General features: G+C 53.1%; 1 protein-coding gene. It reads right to left on the bottom strand.

All coding sequences use genetic code 11. From position 1 onward, the window contains the following. Positions 1-516, bottom strand: a 516-nt coding sequence (locus ABFY81_RS18820) for an Ig-like domain-containing protein (RefSeq protein WP_347914390.1), incomplete at both ends; no start/stop codon positions are given.

The raw sequence follows: 516 nt of genomic DNA on the forward strand, positions 1-516 counted from the left end.
GCAGTCACACTTACCGTATGCGTACCGTCAGTCAATGCTGGAAGTGTATTGTCTGCCAGTGTCCAGGTACCGTTACCATTGTTGGTCGCGTTGTAGTTCACACCATCGACAGTCACCACCACCGTCGCAGCAGGATCATCGATCGTGCCTGTCAACGCAGGAGTCGTGTCATTCGTAGCGGTGTTAGTGAAGCCAACTACCGGTGCAACCAGATCAACGATAAAGCCATCTGTACCATCCAGCACATCGCCTATACCTGGGTTGCCTACCGCGTCGGTATAGCTACCATTCGCAACGCTAATGCTTGGCGCAGTGCCGGTTCCATCTGGTGTAAAGACTGCTGTCCAGGTCACACCATCTGTTGTACTCAAACCAGTCAATGTACCGCCGACCACAGTAATGTCGGTTGCATCAAAGCCTATCACCGGCTCACTGAACGTGAAGCTGATGTTCGCTGTTTCACCTGCTGCAAGTGCAAGGTCATCCGTACCGATCGCAAGGGTCGGTGCTGTTGAG

Source organism: Acinetobacter sp. WA-87, from assembly GCF_039938935.1.
GTDB lineage: Bacteria > Pseudomonadota > Gammaproteobacteria > Pseudomonadales > Moraxellaceae > Acinetobacter > Acinetobacter seifertii.